General features: G+C 44.8%; 16 protein-coding genes. 7 read left to right on the forward strand and 9 right to left on the reverse strand.

Annotated elements, in window-relative coordinates; translation table 11 throughout:
- Positions 1-17: 17 nt before the first annotated feature.
- On the reverse strand, positions 18-1,760 hold the full coding sequence (locus NLBNIHML_RS09360) for an ABC transporter ATP-binding protein (protein WP_494354230.1): 1,743 nt from the start codon (positions 1,758-1,760) through the stop codon (positions 18-20).
- A gap of 145 nt (positions 1,761-1,905) precedes the next feature.
- Here NLBNIHML_RS09360 and NLBNIHML_RS09365 point away from each other — a divergent pair, with 145 nt between their 5' ends.
- The 3 genes from NLBNIHML_RS09365 to NLBNIHML_RS09375 all read left to right on the forward strand — a co-directional run bounded on the left by NLBNIHML_RS09365 (position 1,906) and on the right by NLBNIHML_RS09375 (position 6,795).
- On the forward strand, positions 1,906-3,348 hold the full coding sequence (locus tag NLBNIHML_RS09365; RefSeq protein WP_494354231.1) for an ABC transporter permease subunit: 1,443 nt from the start codon (positions 1,906-1,908) through the stop codon (positions 3,346-3,348).
- 40 nt (positions 3,349-3,388) lie between these two features.
- Complete coding sequence (locus tag NLBNIHML_RS09370) at positions 3,389-4,900, forward strand: ABC transporter permease (RefSeq protein ID WP_494354232.1); 1,512 nt, start codon at positions 3,389-3,391, stop codon at positions 4,898-4,900.
- Positions 4,901-4,974: 74 nt separating this feature from the next.
- The gene (locus tag NLBNIHML_RS09375; protein WP_494354233.1) at positions 4,975-6,795 is read left to right on the forward strand and encodes an ABC transporter substrate-binding protein; all 1,821 of its coding nucleotides are present in this window, start codon (positions 4,975-4,977) and stop codon (positions 6,793-6,795) included.
- 56 nt (positions 6,796-6,851) lie between these two features.
- Here the strand turns inward: NLBNIHML_RS09375 and NLBNIHML_RS09380 are convergent, their stop codons facing one another.
- The 3 genes from NLBNIHML_RS09380 to NLBNIHML_RS09390 all read right to left on the reverse strand — a co-directional run bounded on the left by NLBNIHML_RS09380 (position 6,852) and on the right by NLBNIHML_RS09390 (position 9,436).
- The gene (locus NLBNIHML_RS09380) at positions 6,852-7,493 is read right to left on the reverse strand and encodes a sugar O-acetyltransferase (protein WP_339236540.1); all 642 of its coding nucleotides are present in this window, start codon (positions 7,491-7,493) and stop codon (positions 6,852-6,854) included.
- The gene (locus tag NLBNIHML_RS09385) at positions 7,486-8,487 is read right to left on the reverse strand and encodes an ROK family protein (protein WP_494354234.1); all 1,002 of its coding nucleotides are present in this window, start codon (positions 8,485-8,487) and stop codon (positions 7,486-7,488) included. The genes NLBNIHML_RS09380 and NLBNIHML_RS09385 overlap by 8 nt, the downstream gene beginning before the upstream one ends.
- Before the next feature lie 493 nt (positions 8,488-8,980).
- A complete protein-coding gene (locus NLBNIHML_RS09390; protein WP_339256697.1) occupies positions 8,981-9,436 on the reverse strand; it encodes a hypothetical protein in 456 nt (151 codons plus the stop codon).
- A 216-nt stretch (positions 9,437-9,652) separates the two neighbouring features.
- Between NLBNIHML_RS09390 and NLBNIHML_RS09395 the strand changes: the two genes are divergently transcribed.
- Entirely contained in the window at positions 9,653-9,853 is a 201-nt protein-coding gene (locus NLBNIHML_RS09395; protein WP_339236546.1) for a hypothetical protein, read from the forward strand.
- Positions 9,854-10,006: 153 nt separating this feature from the next.
- Here the strand turns inward: NLBNIHML_RS09395 and NLBNIHML_RS09400 are convergent, their stop codons facing one another.
- Positions 10,007-10,744, reverse strand: a complete 738-nt coding sequence (locus NLBNIHML_RS09400) for a cyclase family protein (RefSeq protein WP_339236548.1) — start codon at positions 10,742-10,744, stop codon at positions 10,007-10,009.
- Between the two features lie 95 nt (positions 10,745-10,839).
- Here NLBNIHML_RS09400 and NLBNIHML_RS09405 point away from each other — a divergent pair, with 95 nt between their 5' ends.
- On the forward strand, positions 10,840-11,814 hold the full coding sequence (locus NLBNIHML_RS09405) for a helix-turn-helix transcriptional regulator (RefSeq protein WP_494354235.1): 975 nt from the start codon (positions 10,840-10,842) through the stop codon (positions 11,812-11,814).
- A gap of 88 nt (positions 11,815-11,902) precedes the next feature.
- Complete coding sequence (locus NLBNIHML_RS09410) at positions 11,903-12,538, forward strand: type 1 glutamine amidotransferase family protein (RefSeq protein ID WP_494354689.1); 636 nt, start codon at positions 11,903-11,905, stop codon at positions 12,536-12,538.
- Here NLBNIHML_RS09410 and NLBNIHML_RS09415 read toward each other — a convergent pair.
- Positions 12,522-13,448 carry an NADP-dependent oxidoreductase gene (locus NLBNIHML_RS09415; RefSeq protein ID WP_339256700.1) on the reverse strand — a complete coding sequence of 309 codons (927 nt, stop codon included), beginning with the start codon at positions 13,446-13,448 and terminating at the stop codon, positions 12,522-12,524. The genes NLBNIHML_RS09410 and NLBNIHML_RS09415 overlap by 17 nt on opposite strands.
- A gap of 199 nt (positions 13,449-13,647) precedes the next feature.
- On the opposite strand from NLBNIHML_RS09415, the gene NLBNIHML_RS09420 reads away from it, so the two are divergent.
- On the forward strand, positions 13,648-14,526 hold the full coding sequence (locus NLBNIHML_RS09420) for a PhzF family phenazine biosynthesis protein (RefSeq protein ID WP_494354236.1): 879 nt from the start codon (positions 13,648-13,650) through the stop codon (positions 14,524-14,526).
- Positions 14,527-14,601: 75 nt separating this feature from the next.
- Here NLBNIHML_RS09420 and NLBNIHML_RS09425 read toward each other — a convergent pair whose 3' ends face one another.
- The 3 genes from NLBNIHML_RS09425 to NLBNIHML_RS09435 form a co-directional block, all read right to left on the reverse strand.
- Positions 14,602-14,820, reverse strand: coding sequence for an alpha/beta hydrolase (locus NLBNIHML_RS09425; RefSeq protein WP_494354237.1), 219 nt, complete (start codon positions 14,818-14,820; stop codon positions 14,602-14,604).
- A gap of 30 nt (positions 14,821-14,850) precedes the next feature.
- Positions 14,851-15,558 carry an expansin ExlX gene (exlX, locus tag NLBNIHML_RS09430; RefSeq protein ID WP_494354238.1) on the reverse strand — a complete coding sequence of 236 codons (708 nt, stop codon included), beginning with the start codon at positions 15,556-15,558 and terminating at the stop codon, positions 14,851-14,853.
- 333 nt (positions 15,559-15,891) lie between these two features.
- Positions 15,892-17,097 (reverse strand): cation:proton antiporter, encoded by a 1,206-nt coding sequence (locus tag NLBNIHML_RS09435; RefSeq protein WP_339236562.1) that lies wholly within the window; start codon positions 17,095-17,097, stop codon positions 15,892-15,894.
- Position 17,098: the final 1 nt, after the last annotated feature.

Here is a 17,098-nt window from a genome sequence, read left to right on the forward strand (position 1 = left end):
AGCTAAATCACATCACTTTAGCTTGATATGGCTACCCAGTGGCCTTCCTTAACTTCTACCCACTTGGAATGTTCCAGATTATAACGGTCCTCTGCTTCAACAGATGTTTCTTTGACAACATGCCTCTTTTTCTTCGCTTCGATCGCCGGATCAGGCACAGGAATAGCTGATAGCAATGCCTTGGTGTAGGCATGTTGCGGGTTGGAATACAGTTCTTCACTCTCAGCCAGCTCCACAATTTTCCCGTTATACATCACAGCCACTCGATCACTGATATGTTTAACCATGGACAAGTCATGCGCGATGAACAGATACGTCAATCCGAGTCGCTGCTGCAACTCTTCAAGCAATTGTACGATCTGAGCCTGGATCGATACATCCAGTGCAGACAATGGTTCGTCACATACGATGAATTCCGGCTCCACAGCCAGAGCTCGCGCTATACCGATCCGCTGTCGCTGTCCTCCCGAGAATTCATGTGGATAACGCTGCGCATGGGCAGGATCAAGACCCACCATCTCCAGCAATTCCTCCACCCGTTTCTCCCGCTGAGCGGCATTGCCTGTAAGTTGGTGGATATCAAGCGCTTCTCCAATGATATCCATTATCCTCATTTTAGGATTCAGCGATGCATAGGGGTCCTGGAAAATAATCTGCATATGTCTGCGCATCGTTTTCATCTCCGAAGCGGACAGACGATTGAGCGGAACTCCCTTAAACAGCACATCCCCACCTGTTGGCTCATGCAATCGAAGAATGGCACGCCCCGTGGTCGATTTACCACTGCCGGATTCTCCCACAACGCCGAGTGTCTCTCCTTGCCGAATATGGAAACTGATATCATTCACAGCCTTTAAAGTGTTGCCTTTGCCCAGATTAAAATGTTGTTTGAGCGACTTCACCTCAAGCAATGGCTGATCGTCTTCCAGATCTCTCGGAACCATGGATACCCGTTTTGGCTTTTTCTTCTGATCCAAACGTGGTAATGCATTCAGAAGCCTGATCGTGTACGGGTGTTTGGGATTAGCAAAAATCTCCGCCGTCGTCCCAGTTTCCACAATCTGTCCTTCTTTCATCACAACAACCCGATCACACATGCCCGCTACTACGCCCAAGTCATGCGTGATCAGGATAATCGATGTGCCCAGTTGCTCTTGCATATCTTTCATCAAATTCAAAATCTGTGCCTGAATCGTAACGTCCAGAGCAGTTGTCGGTTCATCGGCAATGAGTAATTCAGGACGACAAGCGAGTGCAATACCGATCATGACCCGCTGACGCATGCCTCCGGAGAATTCGTGCGGATACTGGTTGTATCGTATTTCGCTGCGAGTTATCCCCACCCGCTCCATCATGGCAATCGCCTGCTTCTTGGCTTCCCTTTTGGACACCTTCTGGTGTTTGATTAGACTCTCAAAGATCTGTTTCCCCACTTTAATTGTCGGATTAAGGGAACTCATCGGATCTTGAAAGATCATACCAATATCACGTCCACGGATGCTCTCCATCTCTTTCTGGGTTTTATTGGCGAGGTCGACACCCTTAAATAGAATTTCTCCCTTTTTCATCTGTGAAGGAGGCGATGCAAGCAGTCTCATAATGGAACGTGCGGTTACACTTTTTCCACTTCCCGATTCTCCTACAATGCCTAGTGTCTCCCCTTTTCGCACTTCAAAACTTACTTCTCGCACTGCCTGAAACTCACTCTCTCCGGAGTGAAAAGAGACAGATAACTCATTAACTTTCAGTAAAGGTTCCATGCAATCACCAGCTCTCATCCGTTTTTCTCATTCACTCATATGTATACCATTTAATTCCTTGACAATTGTTTAGACCCTAAATAATATATACTATATCAATCGGAATAATGCAATTTAAACCTGAATGAAAGGAGGTACACTTGGTTTGAATCTTGCAGATGGCAGTAGAATCTCACGGTTGGTACACAATTTAAGCTTTATTTATGGCAAAATGCTGCTTCATCCTTCCTATCGATACGTTCTGTTCATTCTTGGATTACCGATCAATTTAGTTGTGTTTCTAATATGGCGTTCGAATCGAAAAAATGACGGCTGGGTAGCTGCCAGACAGGCGGCTGAGCAAGAACTGCTCGCTTCTTCCTACCGGGACAGACTGAAGTTGGAAGTGGAAGAACAACTGCGTCGCAAACATCGTTTTTTCCAGCAGCAGGTTAGTGAGGGAGAATTCAAACGTCAGACCGAGGAATGGTTGGAGGAGAGCGTTCAGACGGAATTGAAGGAGCGGACATCCCGCATACTTCAGGAACAAGGAAATCAACGTCTTACAATGGCCGATACGTTCCACTCACTGATCAACAAAACATGGTTTTTGGCGATATCCATTATTCCAGGCTGTCTCATGTATAGCATCCTGTTTTTGTATGGTAATCCTTATCTAAAGTACATATTTGAAAGAATACTGATGACGGTATTTGTCATTCTGGGCGTAGCTACACTCGTATTTACAATTTTGTATCTGTCTCCGTTCAACCCGGCAGCTAACATTCTGGGAGAGACAGCAACGCAGGAACAGATTGCCGCATTCAATCAGGTGTATGGCTTGGATCAGCCTTATCTTACACAGCTTTGGAACAATATCAAGGGCGTCGCCTTCTTCGATCTTGGCAAATCTTTTGCAGGAAATGAAGACGTAACAGCCACGATTGCAAGGAAGTTTCCCATTACCTTGACGCTTGCGGTCATTTCCCTGCTGTTAGCACTTGTCATTGCATTACCCATTGGCATTATCTCAGCAATTAAGCCTAATTCGTGGTTCGACTACACCTTCATGTTTATTGCTCTGATTGGATTATCCATCCCGAATTTCTGGCAAGGGCTTATTTTCATTCTGAACTTTTCGATCAAAATGCAGTGGCTTCCCGCCACCTTCAACCCGCAGAACTGGCTGTCGATCATTATGCCGACCATTGTGCTGGGTACGGGTCTCACGGCCGCGGTGGCTCGGATGACCCGCTCTTCTACACTGGAAGTCATTCATGAGGATTATGTCATGACCGCCCGTGCCAAAGGATTAAGCGAACGCCAAGTCATGCTGAAACATGCTGTGCGCAATGCATTAATTCCCATCGTAACGGTAGTTGGACTTCAATTCGGAGCCATGTTGGGCGGAGCAGCGGTAACGGAGAAAGTGTTTAATATCAGCGGTCTGGGCAGCTACATTGTGGATAAACAATTCATCCCCGATATTCCGAGTATCATGGGCGGAGTAATCTACACAGCCATTACAATCTCCATTATTAATGTAGCGGTTGATCTGCTGTATGCTTTTATTGATCCAAGAGTGCGCTCCAAGATGAAACAATATTAATGTGTGAACTTTTTGAACTACCTCTTAAAGCAGGTGTACTATGACAAACTCGTCTTTAACACAAGAAATGCGTTTCCGGCTTAAGTCTTCTCGCGAATACAGCCAGGCGAGCTTCGCCTGGGTCACGTCTCTTCTCTTGACTGCATTGCTGTTGTTCAACAGTTATGACTGGAGCGAGCAGACGTTCAAACCATTTCTGCTAACGATCCTTGGGATCTACGTATTCTTCACACTAGTGCAAACTGTCATCACGTTTCGGATTCGAAAAGACTTGATCCGCACCGGTACAGTCTCTGCTCTGACTCGCAGGCTTGCCTGGGTTCAACTACTTGCTATCATTTCAGGCAATATATTTATCGTAACGGCAGCCTTTCATCTGATGCGAAAATCCAGGAACGTGGAGTATACCTTTGCGGTGTACATGTTGTTAACCCAACTGTTCGTGATCGGTGTATCCGCATTAAATATCTTCAAACCTTATGTGGCTGACAACTTCCTGCCTGCCATGGCGGTGCTGATCTTTATTCTGGTCATCGACCTGGTCGTTCTAATTATCGTATCCCGTTATAACGCGACCTCGATCCTCCCTCGCTGGATGATCGGTGTAAGTGTGGTACTGATTCTGGCCTCGATCACAGGTAATGTATTCGCAATATTGCTCGGCATTTCCATTATTGGACGCATTCGCAGACAGGGGAAACAAAAATCAAACTTCTGGAACGATCTGTGGGAGCGCCTTGCTCCGAATATGACTGCGATGTCCGGTTTGTTTTTTATCATTTTTCTGTTCTCGATATCGATCTGCAGCTTCTTTACTTTTGACTACAGCATGGCTGTGGAAAATAACTATTCCGCTCTGCTACAGTCGCCTTCCCTCACGTATCCCTTGGGAACGGATGACTTCGGACGATGTTTATTTTCCCGGATTGTATTCGGTGCCCGGATCTCCTTGATCGTAGGTTGCATGTCGACGATCATTCCTGTATTGATAGGCGGAATCCTCGGAGCGCTTTCCGGATTCTACGGCAGGCACACGGATAACATCATCATGCGGCTGCTTGATATTCTCTATGCCATTCCGGGCATTCTGCTTGCCATTGCCATTATTGCGGCGTTCGGAGCGAATACGATCAATCTCATTCTGGCGCTGAGTCTGGGTTCCATTCCAACATACGCCCGTACCATGAGAGCCAGTGTACTCTATGTATCTACTTTTGAATTTGTGGAAGCTGCACGTGCATTGGGGTACAACAATCGTACGATTATTTTCAAACACATTATTCCCAACTCCCTTGCGCCCATGATTATCAAGTCTACACTCACAATTGGTGGAGCCGTTATTGCTACCAGCAGTTTGAGTTATCTGGGACTCGGCGTGGAGCCGCATATTCCGGAATGGGGTAACATTCTGAAGCTCGGCAGTACATACCTGGAAACTCACTCTTATCTGGCCATTTATCCAGGCTTGGCTATTATTCTGCTGGTTCTTTCGTTTAACTTTCTCGGTGACGGTCTGCGTGATGCGCTTGATCCCAAGCTGGAGAAGGCCTAAATGATTCGTTGAAATGAATGATATAGAAAAAAAAAAATCACACATCACACATTCAAGATATGGAGGGTAATCCCATGAAAAAACGTACACTGATCTCATTGCTATTAATTCTCGTCATTGTGATATCCGGCTGCAGTGTAAAAACGAAAACCGAATCACAAGCGGAGACCGCACCATCAGATACAACAGAAACTGCACAAAAACCGGCAGACATTGAGCTACTTGCCATGAGTTCTTCCGAAAATGACGTGAATATTATCCGTGACCAACTGACCAAAAACGGCTTCAATGTGAAGTTGAACCTTCAGCCGGATTACGGCAGCTTCAAATCCCAGCAAGATGCAGGAAATTATGATATTGCCTTGTCCAGCTGGACAACGGTAACGGGAAATCCCGATTATGCCGTACGTTCTCTTTTCAAAACAGGTGGAGATTACAGTATCCTCGCAGATGGGGAGATTGATAAGCTCATTGATCAGGCCGCTACCCAAACACCAGACCAATACAAGGATACGTATAAACAATTGGAGGATCGTTTGGTAACGGATCAGGCGTATATCGCTCCTCTGTACATTTCCCTGAAAAGTCAGGCTGTGAACAAAGACATTCTGAATGTCGACACCGTGCGTCTCTCCAAATCCCGCGCGATGGCTTGGGAACCGATTGAGTTCAAGGACAGCTCCAAAAATGCCAAAGATCCGTTGATTCTGACGCAGAGCGCATCCGTACTGACTTCCCTTGATCCAATCAAAGGAAACGACGGTTCCATCAACCAGTTGAACACCAATATGTATGTACGTCTCGTTAACTTGACGGATGACGATCAGCTGACAGCAGAAGGATCATTGTCTCATAATTTCAGCATTGCTGAAGGTAATTCGGACTATTACTTCATTCTCAGAGACGACATCAACTTTGCGAAGATTGATAACAAAAAAGCGGTAGATACAGGCGAACGTGTGGGTGCAGATGATGTCATTTTCTCCCTGGACCGTGCGAAAAACAAAGATTCTGTTCCGGATCACCGGACATACAGTCTGCATGAACACATCAAAGACGCTGAGGTTGTAACGGATCTGAATGCTTTGCAATCCATTAAACAATCCAGCGGTAATGGTACAATCCTTGAAGCATTGGAACAAGGACTTGGCAGCAAAATTACAGAACTCGTGACTGACAAAACCAAAGCAGATAATAGTGCAGGTAAATATCAGGTCGTTAAATTGACAACAACGGAACCTTTCCCGCAAGTACTGAACTACCTGGCTCACCAATCAGCCGGGATCGTCTCCAAAAAACAGGTGGAGAGCATCAACACTTATGATGTAGCTTCTTTTGACGTCAACAAAGATATTCCTTACGGTGATCAGAACACGGTGACTGAAGGCGCATCATACAATAACACCCTGTATACGAGCGGACCTTATATTTTGTCTTATAAAAATGACTATGAAGCTGTATTCTTGCAAAATCCGGGATACCGCAAAGGCACTGAATATGCACCGAAAATTGCTCAGGTCAATGTCCGGTTCATCGCGGATGCAGACAGCGCCCTCTCTGCTCTTCGCAGCAGTGAAATTCATCTATATTACGGTGTGCCTGAAACCAAGTATGACATCATCAAAAATGACAGCAAATTGCATCTGCAAAGCATTCCGAGCAACGCTGTTTCTTATCTCTTGTTCAACACGGCCAACCGTGATGTGGCCAAGAGCAGTGATTTGAGAAAAGCCGTACTGTACTCCATTAATCAGGATGAAATTTTGAGCTTCTACAAGAATAACAAACTCAAAGCATACTCCACAGTAAGCCCGCTCGTTCCGACCGGGAATGAATTGAAAGCTGATCCTGCAAAAGTAAAAGAATTCTTGAGCAACTATAACGCCTCCAAATAAACGTATACCAAAAAAGCTGTCACTGGATCATCTACCGATCTTGGTGACAGCTTTTTTTATTCTTCCAGCACACGGCAATCTGCCAAAACATCGGGATAATTGAGCATACTGTCTGCTTCAGTAATTTTGCGAATCACCTTACACGGAACGCCTGCTGCAAATGAATGCGGTGCAATATCACGAGTCACAACACTCCCAGCCCCAATGACACATCCATCTCCAATGGTTACACCTCCGCACACCGTGACGTTCGCCGAGATCCATACATCGTTTCCAATCGTGACAGGTTTGGCATAACATAGCGACTTCACATCACCGTTCTGATCCACCATCTGTCTCCGCTCGCTGGCAATCATGGGATGAATGGGAGTAACAATCGTAACGTTGGGACCAAAACTGGTATAGTCCCCGATCGTCACTGGTGCATCGTCTTGTATCGTCAGATTGTAATTACCGAAGAAGTGATCGCCTATCCGGGTATGCACACCATAATGAAAGAAGATGGGGCCTTGCAGGAATCCACCTTTACCGATCTGCCCCAATAGCTGTTGCAATATTTGTTCCCTTTCCTGCGTCTGTTCCTCAAATGTCTGACTGTAACGCTGACTGAGATTATGGGCCCGCCTTTTGATAGTCTTTAATTCCGGATCACTTGGACTAAACAATATGCCCTTCATGATTCTCTCTTCTTCACGCATGATGAATCCTCCTCTTCAACGCCTTAAGAACCATTCCCCTTAACCCAGCATCAAAATCATGTTGAAACGAGTCCTGATGTACGATCTCGGGCAATGCCGGCATGGGATGCTGCTCCCCGTACTGTTTCCACGCCAAGTCCAGTTCTTCTCTCTCCACACGTTCCTGATAAATGACAATCTGGTGCGGGGCGACGACGGCATTGATCGTTTGCAGAATATGACATACCTGCAATACAAAGTCGTTTTTGCTCATGTCACGTCTCCAATCTGGTGAATAAGGAAGATACTTAACCTCACCAAACATCCCGTTTTTCCCGCGGATCATCTGTCCATTCAACATCATGCCCATACCCGGCGGGTATCGGTTAGGAAAATAAATTCCCGCTACACTCTGTTCTTTCAGATCAGCATGTTGTGCACAGTACCCGCTAATCGCAGCATTCACATCATTCTCCACAAGAACTTTCAGCTGGAACTCGCTCTCGATCTCCCGTATCAGATGGGAATGGATAAGCTCTTCATGACTGCTCACCGTGATATCCCCGTCCACGGCTTGTCCTGGAATTCCGATGCCAATCATATCAATGGAGGGGTACTCCGCAACGAAACGCGCAATAAGTTGCAGCACATGTTGTTTATCAAAAGCAGGCAGAATGCTCTCTTCCTTCAACACAACCTTATTCTCCAGATTCATGACCGTTGCCGAAATCAACTCCTGGCCTTTCATCTCTTTGATGTAAAGAACCAAAGCAAGCTTGTAATTATAATTATATCGATATGCCTGAGCAGGACGCCCGCCATTCGAGGGAACCACTTTATCCTGGAACAACTCTCCGCCATCACATAATTCCTGGATCAGCGCATTGATCGTAACCACACTAAGATTGGTTAATGAGGCTAATTGCGGTTTGGTTGCCGTCTCGATCTGCTGCATGACTTCACGCACATTATTCAAATTGATGTATTTCATCATTGTAGCATTGGCTTTTTTCATAACCCTCTCGTTTCCACTCTGGTTCAATGGAGCCAAAGCAATGGTATGGATGTCATTTCACTCCATATCATAGCACAACGCAATACCTTACTCGAACCCACGAGTTCCTTCGTGCTCGCCAATAATCGGAATCGCCAAAGCTACTCTGTTCACTCAAACAAATCATCCATCGACTTCACAGGTTTTACTTCAATCGGCTGTTTTGACAAGACCATATTTGCATAGGCACCAGCCCAAATTATAATTGCCATAATAATGTATACCATCCATGACACCTCCCTGTTTCCTGCAAATTATGATTTTGCGATATTCATACATATGCTTATTCCTCATTAGTAAACATACTTTATAAAGTTTATTACGTAAGTATGCGAGGATATCCGTTCTTTGTCAACTACAACAACATGTTTCCGCTCGAGGCCCATAACAAATAGCCGCCGAAAGAATCATTCAACGATTCTTTCGACAGCCGTTTGTTCCATATACAAGCAGTTTATTTCGAATATGTTCGCTGTACAGAAGGTAATAAAGTCACAACTTGAATACCCACTCCCCATGCAAAATAGACCAAGTGAATGATAGAGACATCCTGAATCCAATACACCTGCGCCATAATCCAGATGATGAGGGCAAACCCCGTGTATAAGGAAAAAGTCCAGGCCCAGTAGCGGTCAGGATAGAGATTCAGCCTTTCACCCAGCGCCCAAGGAGTGCAGCGTATGAGTGCAATAGCAATCATTATAGGCATCACACCAAGAACCAGCAATAGGATGATTCCCGGAAACAAAAAACTGGAAAATGGAGAATTCAGCAACAAAGATTCAGGCAAATTCACCATATTTCCAGTTGGGTTGATGATTAACATGCTTCCTCCAACGATCGCCCCAACCCCCAGAATTCCATGCATCAAAATGAGTAACCACGATCTACCTTCACTTTGCTTCATCATGAATTGCTCCTTTCTTCCTCTCGTTTCTCAGCCTCATACAGTCAATCTTAGAAGGATGATGATCGCCCCCTCTAGTACCATTCTCACACATGCCGTGCATTGTTCCTGTGCTTCTTTTCACTATATTGATCTCGAACATCATTCATAATGGTAAAACTTGATAAAAGAACGTACGTTCGGTATAATGAAATTATCCTGAATAAGCGAGAGGCAGATATGGACGACAAATTTATTAAGGAATTACGCGAGATTGGTCGGGATGACAGACGAAGATCGGAATTTATGATTCAAGGTTTGAAGGAGACACTGCAAGAACGCAAAGAAGAAGGTGTACTCAAACGCTGGATACGGCGTAAGAAAACAGAGAAGAAAATCTCTCAAAGATTTAATCAAGATCCTCATTCGGATCAAAAGTAACAACATAAAAAAGGAGGCGTATTGCGCCTCCCATGCTACTTACATATGTGGATCAGTTAATCTAGTTAATACCTGATTGATCTATTAGTGCGCGTTCAAAATGGTCGGTTTTCAGTACCAAGAAGATGGAATGATGCTTGGACCTACCCCGTTTCACGGCAGAATAGCAAAGGATCGAACCGGGAAGCCGGAGGCTTTCTCCGCCTTGGGTACAATATTGAAGATGACCGCGCCTTTAGCTGGCACCTGATCCAGATTCGTTAACAGCTCAACCTGGTATGTATCCTGAGCAAGCACATAATATTCTGCCAGAAGCGCCCCATTCTTCTGATAATCTACGGCTGAATCCGTGTCAAAGGTTTCGTGCCCAATGGCCTTTATTTTTCGTTCCTCAAATAAGAACATAAGTGCACTCACCGACCATCCAGGTGCATGACTGTTGCCCTCATCATCCTTGTTATCAAATGCTTCATGACTCGGCCAACGTTTGCTCCAATCCGTACGTAAAGCTACGAAGCTTCCTGCTTCAATCATGCCATGTTCTCTTTCAAATTCATGAATATGCTCTACATCCAGTGTAAAATCCGGGTTATTCGCCACTTCGGCTGACTGGTCAATGACGATAAGCGGGAGCACAAGCTCCTTCAAACCTAGTTCATCCAGATACCGGGTATCCCGAACAAAGTGAATCGGGGCATCAAGATGTGTACCATACTGACCAGGGAACTTGAAGCTCTGAGCAAAGAAACCTTGATCGTGATTAAACAGCGTATCAAATTGGGCTTCTTCAAAAGCTGAGAAATGTGGGGATTTCGGTCCAAATGTATGGGTCAGATCCACCCACTTCTTTTCTTTTAACAATTGAATGGCTTGAATGAGTTCGTTGGACATCCGTATCACCTCATGCACAGAATGGAATAAATTTCCCCTATTATATCCTATTACACCAGAAAATAAATGATTGATTAATCTCTGAGGTGAAATTAATGTCTAAGCTGGATAATATGTTGGCCATCCTATGGCTGCTTAACTCAGGCCGAAAAATTACAGCCCATCAAATATCTGAAAAATTAGAAATGAATATACGAACCGTTTACCGTTATATGGATGCACTTTGCGCCAGTGGTGTACCGATAATATCTGACACGGGTCATCATGGCGGGTATACTCTCTTGAATCAATTCATTAAAAGTCCTCTTCTTTTGGATGTAGGAGAGAAAACGACATTACTTCATGCTGCCATATTCGCCAAAGAAGCTGGGTATTTTTTAGGAGAGGCATTAGATAGCGCAACTTCAAAGCTTATGATGCACTCCAATCAAGAACAGGAGAATATGATTAAGCAACAATTTGAAGGGGTTGAAGTGATCGGTTCCCTTGGGAAGCCAAGAATAGAGCCCAGTACTGAGATCATATTAAAGATATTAGAGCAAAGTGTACTCCAAAAGTCGTCTGTAGAAATCGATTACCTAACCAGTCATGAAGAGCAATCCAAGTGTAGAATCGTGGACCCCTATGGAATAATCTATTGGAATCATCATTGGTATGTTATAGCCTTTTGTCATTTTCGGAATGACATTCGCAGTTTTAGAGTGGATCGAATCATTTGTGCTAACCAGACAGAAATGATGTTCAACCGACCACCTCATTTTTCGGCAAGTGAATTTTTCAGAGACAGCCTCCTTCCGGAAGCACAAAATCCGACATCATTTATTCCTCTGGTGCTTACAGGTAAATCAAGCACACTGGATGGCCTATGCCTGCATTGGTTTTTGGGACACCATCTCCAAGAACGGACTGCTGAAAAAGCAACATTCTCACTCGACAAAGAAGACATCCTTCAATATGTTCCTATCTTGCTTTTATCCTATGGCAGATCTGTTCAGGTCATTGAACCTATAAGTTTGAAGCAAAGGATGGTTGAAGTTCTGCATGATCTCATTGATCATTATCACGTTTGAAAACTTTACTGACGGTAAATGTCAGTGAAGTTTTTTTATAATACAAGAGTAATCCAATCAATCATGAATAACAAAAGGGGTGTGTATGATGCAAAAGAAGAACATATATCTTTATGTATTTAATACGATGTCAGACTGGGAGGTAGGTTATTTAACTGCTGAACTGAACTCGGGAAGATATTTTAAGAAAGATATTGAGCCTTTACAGGTTGTAACCGTAGGTGCAGATCAACATCCGGTAACTACCATGGGCGGATTGAACATCCTTCCCCATATTTCGATTGATGAATGTACGTTGAAAGGTAACGACGTCATCATTCTTCCGGGAGGAAATACCTGGATGGACACCATCCATGATCCCCTATTAAAAAAAGTTACTGACGCTATAGAAAAAGGTACGGTTGTTGCGGCCATTTGTGGTGCCACAGTTAGACTCGCAAAGATGGGGTTACTGGACTCCATACAGCATACAAGCAATGATCTGCAATACCTGAAGATGATATGTCCAGATTATACCGGAGAAACTTATTATCAAACGGAGCCAGCAGTAACCGATGGAAATGTAGTTACTGCATCTGGAATAGCTCCGTTAGAATTTACGATGCATGTACTGAAGAAGCTGGATGTCTTCACACCAGAAACTTTACTGGCCTGGTACAATCTGAATCGGACTCAAGAGTCCACATACTTCTATGAGTTAATGAACTCTATTGCACCTGAATAACGAGTTTTCCACGCGTATGATGGGATTCACTTTTCTCGTGTGCTTCCCTTAATCCCTGCTCAGTTAACGGGTAGGTTCCATCAATAACCGATTTGAGTTTGCCTTCCGCAGCCAGTTCAGCCAACTGATCCAGTTGATCCCCTTTGGGCTCCATCATGAAGACGTTGGCCGTCACTCCAGCTTCCTTGGCAAGCTTCTCATCCGGTTGTTCCACCAAGGATACCAGATGCCCGCCGGACTTCAACACCTTGAAGCTGTCGCGCTGAATATCACCACCCATGGTGTCCAGTACAACATCATAACCGGAGAGAATCTCCGAGAAATCTTCTTTTTTATAGTTGATAAAATGATCCACCCCCAGCGATCGAAGTAACGCTTCGTTTGAATCACTGGCCGTAGAAGCCACTTCAGCGCCGAGGGACTTGGCAATCTGAATGGCATACGTTCCCACACCACCTGACCCAGCATGGATGAGTACCTTCTGCCCTTTGCCTAGACGTCCATGATCCACAAGAGCTTGCCAAGCCGTCATCGCTGCCAGCGGGATCGCTGCCGCTTCCTCGAAGCTTAAATTCTCCGGTATACGGGCAATAATGTCTGCATCAACTGCAACATATTCTGCATAGGTTCCGAATTCGCGCGGACGTGCAAATACCCTGTCACCTTCTCTGAACCTTGTAACATTCGAGCCTACTTCAGCCACAGTACCCGCAACATCTCCGCCCAGAATCAACGGAAAATTATCCGCTGCTTCTTTCATATAGCCTTGTCTAATCTTAAAATCCACCGGATTGACCGACGTGGCATGCGTTCTGATCAGTACCTGATTCACTCCACATGCTGGTTTGGCTACTTCTTGTTCCTTCAATTGTTCCGCTCCACCAAATTCCTCAATCACAATTGCTTTCATTAGAGATCCCAGCCTTTCCATTGGATTATCTTTATGCTCTCTCTCCCTTCATTACCCTTTCCCAGCAGTCACTTGACCTATTCATTCAAAAAATCACAGCAATCAAGGGATTCAGTATCCAGTTCAACAATCATGATATAATGTCGATTATTGATTATGTTAGTCCTTAATCCAATACTTGAACAAGTGAGGTAACAATATGGAAGTTGAAGTAAGTACATTACATGCATTTTCGGACAAGGCTCTTGGCGGAAACCCCGCAGGTGTTGTTTTACAAGCAGCGGATTTGTCTGAATCCCAGATGCAGGAGATTGCCAGACAAGTCGGTTTTTCAGAAACTGCATTTGTTATGCACTCGGAACAGGCTGATTTCAAAGTACGTTTCTTCACTCCAAGTGATGAAGTTGATCTCTGCGGACATGCCACAATTGCTTTATTTTATCTAATGAAAACACAACATCTCGTTGATGTTGGTACATATACACTGGAGACACTCGCCGGAATTCTTAAAGTTGTTATTGAAGACAATGGAGAAGTCTACCTGGCACAGACTTTGCCGGAGTTTGGGGAGATCGTGGATCGTCAGCAGATTGCCGATTCATTACGTATTTCTACGGAGGATTTACATTCCGAACTTCCTGTACAGATTGTGTCTACCGGGCTACCTGATATCATGATAGCTGTTAAAGATGTTGATGTTCTGACCAAAATTGATCCTGACTTCCAGCGTATCACGGAAATAAGCAAGGCTCATCATGCCATAGGTTATCACGTGTTTACACTCGAATCAGATGTTATGGACGTTCTGACCGAATGTCGTAATTTTGCACCACTGTATGATATACCGGAAGAGAGTGCAACGGGTACCTCCAATGGTGCCATGCTCTGTTATTTACACCATTACAACCAGCTTACAGATCCTCATCATCACACGTATACGATCAGACAAGGGTATACCATGAACCGCCCCTCCGAAATCCGGGCCAGATTAACTTTGGACAGCTCCAATGAAATTATACAGATTCAGGTTGGCGGTCGTGCAATTCATATCAAAAACATTCAAATTCACCTCCCTTAATGGGAGGTGTTTTCTATATTAAAGATATGAGAACTATGTATTTTTGAAGCCATATCATGACCGTATATCATTGGATTATTGAATCTCTTGTAAAAATCGTAACACCGCTACCTCCAACTGCTTCAGTCCTGGCTGTTCTATAGGAAAATGGCCTGCACCCTCCAAAATGATGCATTCCTTATCTACCACCAAACGATCAAAAAAAGGTATGCTGAACCTGAAAGGTGTCATGGGGTCCAATTCGGGGTGAACCAACAGGACCGGACACTGGCTGAACTGTTCGTCAATGAACATACTTCTTTTTATAACACCTTCGTATATCTGTCAATCCGAAAACTGGACATTGCCCGGTACGATGTACGCACCACCCGATCCATCATTAGGCAGAGCCGGGATCGTGTCATTTATTACCTGACCGCGAATATCGGTCATACGAACGTTTAGTTTTTCTTTGCCCAGTCCGGTTCCGAGGAAATGATTATAGTCCTGCTTTTCAAGATTGAGCCACGTACCATCCTTCTGTTTCACTTCGAACTTCAGCACCGGATACTTATGGTTGCGGACCTGAATGGCTGCCCACCTGCCTTCCTTGATCCGATAGGAGACATTGCCTTGGGTGGGAGCTTTGACTACTTTCCAGCTGATATTGATTTTGCCTGCCTTTGGGTCACCAATCAGGTTAAAGGCATTTGGCGATAGATCGAGCGCTCCACTGGCACCCTCCGGATAGAGGTCTGTTACATAGACCGTTGTTTTGCCTTTCGGACCTTGGACTTCGAGGTAGGCTCCCGCTAGAGCAGCTTTGACACCGTTATAATTGAGCTGGATTGGATTAAGTGCAGTAATTTTCATGTCCGAAGGGATGGGATCAAGCAACAGCGCACCTCCCGAGTAACCTGAGCCCGTATACGTCGCATAACCCTGATATGTATCATTCCACGCGGCAGATGCAGGTAGAGCAAATAATACGAGACTGAGCAAAATCCCTGTACTGGCCCATTTTAACCGCTGAAATCTACTTTTCTTGTTCATGAGCTATTCCCCCTCTAATTCTCGTGTAAATGGTACGTTCAACTGCTAGAATCAAATATAACATTATTTTACATAATAACTTTTTACTTTCAATCCATTTCTGCCAAATCACATCCAAAGTCCTGCCTCTGAATTTGAACATTCACGACCACGCACAAGATATGGATACATACGATAAATTGGTGTGTTAAGCATGATTTCAAGCCGATATTCGGTCCATTTCTATTAATAAAAAAACGCCACACCTTGGAGTGATTTCTCACTCCAACCGTGTGACGCTTATTAGGCCTTGCGGTCAGAATTCTCTGACTGTCCAAGGACAGCTACACCGCCTCATCCTGTCTCCCTTCGTTTCACCCGCTTCCTTAGTCGCTCATACTGTGCGTAGATCCGCGGAGATTCTTTCGTTAGGATAGGCCCCAGCACAGCCAGAATTAACACATACAATACGGCAAACGATTGAATGGATACCATCAGCCCTCCGGCCTTGCCGATGTTCGCCATGATAATGGAGAATTCGCCCCGGGAGACCAGGGTAAAGCCCACATTCAAGGAGGCTTTAGGACTCATTCCAGCCAATCTGCCAGCGATCATGCCTGCACCATAGTTACTGGCGATCGTCAGAATAACGGCAATGATCGTCATGCCAATTGCTCCGCCCAGTGAAGACGGCTCGATGGTCAGACCAAAACTGAAGAAGAAAATGGCACCAAAAAAATCTTTGAAAGGCATGATCTGGTGCTCAATCCGACTGACATGTCTTGATTCGCCCAGCACAAGGCCCATCATCAATGCTCCAATGGCTTCCGCTACATGCAATGTTTCCGAGAAACCAGCTACCAGGAAGAGCAGTGTCATGACGGTAAGCAGGAACAACTCTGATGACTTGATATTCAGTGCCTTATCAATATATTTGATGCTTTTCCTGCCAATAATCAGGAACAGCACAATAAACAGCAGGGCAGACAGGGATACCAGCAGAACACTTAAGAATGAAGTTGCCCCGCTGAGCACAAGCCCGGTCAGGATGGAGATATGAATCGCGATGAACAAGTCATCGAACATGATCATGCCCATAATAATCTCTGTTTCGGGGTTTGCCGTGCGTTTCAGATCAACGAGCACTTTGGCTACAATGGCTGTAGAAGAGCTCGTCATGATCCCACAGACAACGAGAGTCTCCTGAAGGGGCAGATCCATGAACCACCCCAACAGTAATCCAGAGACAAAATTAAGCCCTACATAGAACATGCCTCCGGTCAGAATGGCTTTGCCAGACTTTAATAGACGGGAGACAGAGAACTCCAGACCCAGGTAAAATAGCAAAAACAAAATGCCAAGCCTGCCCATAAATTCAATAAAGGTCGAACTTTCAATAAAACGCAAATCCACTATGCCGATCTGTGGTGCATGTGGTCCAACAGCCATACCAATCAGAATATAGAAAGGAATGACTGAAAATCGTAATCGTGAAGATATCAGCCCAGTAAGTGTAATCAGCGCAACGGCAATTCCCACTTCGAATATGAGCATATCCATA

The sequence above is a fragment of the Paenibacillus sp. JNU01 genome, assembly GCF_059130585.1.

Bases quoted from the DNA above. Each gene is read 5' to 3' on its own strand.
- NLBNIHML_RS09370 (WP_494354232.1), top strand. From the start codon at position 3,389: ATGACAAACTCGTCTTTAACACAAGAAATGCGTTTCCGGCTTAAGTCT.
- NLBNIHML_RS09385 (WP_494354234.1), bottom strand. From the start codon at position 8,487: ATGAAAAAAGCCAATGCTACAATGATGAAATACATCAATTTGAATAAT.
- NLBNIHML_RS09360 (WP_494354230.1), bottom strand. From the start codon at position 1,760: ATGGAACCTTTACTGAAAGTTAATGAGTTATCTGTCTCTTTTCACTCC.
- exlX (WP_494354238.1), bottom strand. From the start codon at position 15,558: ATGAACAAGAAAAGTAGATTTCAGCGGTTAAAATGGGCCAGTACAGGG.
- NLBNIHML_RS09395 (WP_339236546.1), top strand. From the start codon at position 9,653: ATGGACGACAAATTTATTAAGGAATTACGCGAGATTGGTCGGGATGAC.
- NLBNIHML_RS09425 (WP_494354237.1), bottom strand. From the start codon at position 14,820: ATGTTCATTGACGAACAGTTCAGCCAGTGTCCGGTCCTGTTGGTTCAC.
- NLBNIHML_RS09380 (WP_339236540.1), bottom strand. From the start codon at position 7,493: ATGCGTGAAGAAGAGAGAATCATGAAGGGCATATTGTTTAGTCCAAGT.
- NLBNIHML_RS09400 (WP_339236548.1), bottom strand. From the start codon at position 10,744: ATGTCCAACGAACTCATTCAAGCCATTCAATTGTTAAAAGAAAAGAAG.
- NLBNIHML_RS09410 (WP_494354689.1), top strand. From the start codon at position 11,903: ATGCAAAAGAAGAACATATATCTTTATGTATTTAATACGATGTCAGAC.
- NLBNIHML_RS09405 (WP_494354235.1), top strand. From the start codon at position 10,840: ATGTCTAAGCTGGATAATATGTTGGCCATCCTATGGCTGCTTAACTCA.
- NLBNIHML_RS09375 (WP_494354233.1), top strand. From the start codon at position 4,975: ATGAAAAAACGTACACTGATCTCATTGCTATTAATTCTCGTCATTGTG.
- NLBNIHML_RS09420 (WP_494354236.1), top strand. From the start codon at position 13,648: ATGGAAGTTGAAGTAAGTACATTACATGCATTTTCGGACAAGGCTCTT.
- NLBNIHML_RS09415 (WP_339256700.1), bottom strand. From the start codon at position 13,448: ATGAAAGCAATTGTGATTGAGGAATTTGGTGGAGCGGAACAATTGAAG.
- NLBNIHML_RS09435 (WP_339236562.1), bottom strand. From the start codon at position 17,097: ATGGATATGCTCATATTCGAAGTGGGAATTGCCGTTGCGCTGATTACA.
- NLBNIHML_RS09390 (WP_339256697.1), bottom strand. From the start codon at position 9,436: ATGATGAAGCAAAGTGAAGGTAGATCGTGGTTACTCATTTTGATGCAT.